Origin of the sequence: Leucobacter ruminantium, from assembly GCF_017565705.1 — a bacterium.
In the GTDB taxonomy this organism is placed as follows: domain Bacteria; phylum Actinomycetota; class Actinomycetes; order Actinomycetales; family Microbacteriaceae; genus Leucobacter; species Leucobacter ruminantium.
This window is the reverse complement of sequence record NZ_JAGDYL010000060.1, coordinates 1-1,553: the sequence shown is the minus strand read 5'-3', so window position 1 is coordinate 1,553 and position 1,553 is coordinate 1. Positions and strand designations below refer to the sequence as shown.

The window sequence follows — 1,553 nt, the reverse complement described above, 5'->3', positions numbered from 1 at the left end:
CGTTGGAGGGGAGTAGCGGATCGACTCGCTCCCACTGCTCGTTCGTGAACTGCGTAAACCTCGACCGGCGAACCATGCACTTCAGTCTGCCGAAACATCACCCACCAATATAGGAGACACGCCCTAGCAGCTTCTGGCCTCTGATCGCGTTCGCCGGCCTGGCTGTGCCGATCGGGTCGATGAGGCCGTCGCGTCGGGCGTCCGCGGACCCGCGCTGAGTTCTGGGTCCCTGTCTGGTTGAAATTCGGGCCAGGAGCGGTTCGATCGTCGGCTGGTAGAGGGTGCCGTCGCGGAGCCGAGACCTTCAATGACGGGAGGCAGCAGTCATGCCGGGCCCAGCAGGTCGTACCCGCTCAGCATGCTCGCTGAACGGGTCACGACGGAAGTAACGGGGAACCAGACGCGTGCGTCTGCACGAGATGCGTGCGTCTGCACGTGCATTTCACCGTCATCTCGTGCATTCGCCCGCGTGTCGCGGGCACGCGCGGCTTCAGCCCTCGCCGGCGAGCAAACAGCGGCGGGCGCACGGTATCCACCGGGGGCGACGACCCGCCCCGAACGACGCCGCTATGCTCGGGAGCATGGACGACCGCGTGCGCAAGAGCTACGGCGCCCGTGCCGATGAGTACACAGCGCTCCTGGGCTCGGTGGAGCAGCTGAGCGCGCTGGACCGCGAACGGATCCTCTCGTGGGCCCGGGCCTGCCGCGGCCCCCTGCTGGACCTCGGGTGCGGACCGGGACACTGGACCGCGCTCCTCCACGATGAGGGATCGGAGGTGCGCGGCGTCGACATTGTGCCCGAGTTCGTGGAGCTCGCGCGCCGACGTTTCCCCGGCATCCCTTCGACGTCGGCGACGCCTCCGCGCTCAACGCTGACGATGACGCCTATGCCGGCGTGCTCGCCTGGTACTCTCTCATCCACGCCGCCCCTCGCGAGCTTCCGGCCCGCCTCGCCGAGATCGGGCGGGTCCTCTCCCCCGGCGGTCGGCTGCTCGTAGGATTCTTCGACGGTCGTGACGCCGATTCCTTCCCCCACGCGGTCGTCGAGGCCTTCACGTGGTCGATCGACGGAATGTCCCGGCTGCTCCGCGACGCGGGCTTCGAGGTGCTCGACGTCGAGCGTCGCACCGACCCGGGGGCGCGACCGCACGCGTCGATCAGCGCCGCCACCGGCGTCCGAAACTCCCCCGCTGAACTCTGCCGAAGGTCGAAGTAGAAGAGTGGGCGCCGTCTCTTCCCCTCGCTGCGCCGGCTCGCCTAGCAGCAGCACCGAGCCGCTGGCGTTCACGGGTGACGAGTACCTGCGCGGGGCGATCCTCGCACTGCTGAGCTTCACGCTGCTCTTCCCGTTCGCGACGCTCCTCGTCCCCACGGTGGAGATGGTGTCGGGGTCGCCTCCGCCGAACCTCGCGGGGCTCCTGAGCTACGGCGGATTCAACCGGTGGTCGCAACGAGTTCCGTGAACTTCTCCGATGGTGTCAGATATCCGAGCGTCTTGCGTGGTCGGCCGTTGAGCGAGTCCTGAATCGCGGTCAGGTCCGCGCGGCTAACGA

General features: G+C 68.0%; 3 protein-coding genes. All 3 read left to right on the top strand.

What is annotated here, in order from left to right; translation table 11 throughout:
• Window positions 1-419: 419 nt before the first annotated feature.
• From J4H91_RS15345 to J4H91_RS15340, 3 genes are read left to right on the top strand one after another with little or no spacing between them, the layout of a single operon-like run.
• Window positions 420-998 carry a methyltransferase domain-containing protein gene (locus J4H91_RS15345; RefSeq protein ID WP_341783576.1) on the top strand — a complete coding sequence of 193 codons (579 nt, stop codon included), beginning with the start codon at window positions 420-422 and terminating at the stop codon, window positions 996-998.
• The gene (locus J4H91_RS15725) at window positions 896-1,216 is read left to right on the top strand and encodes a class I SAM-dependent methyltransferase (RefSeq protein WP_243753055.1); all 321 of its coding nucleotides are present in this window, start codon (window positions 896-898) and stop codon (window positions 1,214-1,216) included. Before J4H91_RS15345 ends, J4H91_RS15725 begins: the two co-directional genes overlap by 103 nt.
• 4 nt (window positions 1,217-1,220) lie before the next feature.
• Window positions 1,221-1,463 carry a hypothetical protein gene (locus J4H91_RS15340; protein ID WP_208047116.1) on the top strand — a complete coding sequence of 81 codons (243 nt, stop codon included), beginning with the start codon at window positions 1,221-1,223 and terminating at the stop codon, window positions 1,461-1,463.
• Window positions 1,464-1,553 lie beyond the last annotated feature (90 nt).

What these genes read in the sequence shown, in the direction of transcription:
- J4H91_RS15345 (WP_341783576.1), top strand. Translation starts at nt 420, where the DNA reads ATGCGTGCGTCTGCACGTGCATTTCACCGTCATCTCGTGCATTCGCCC.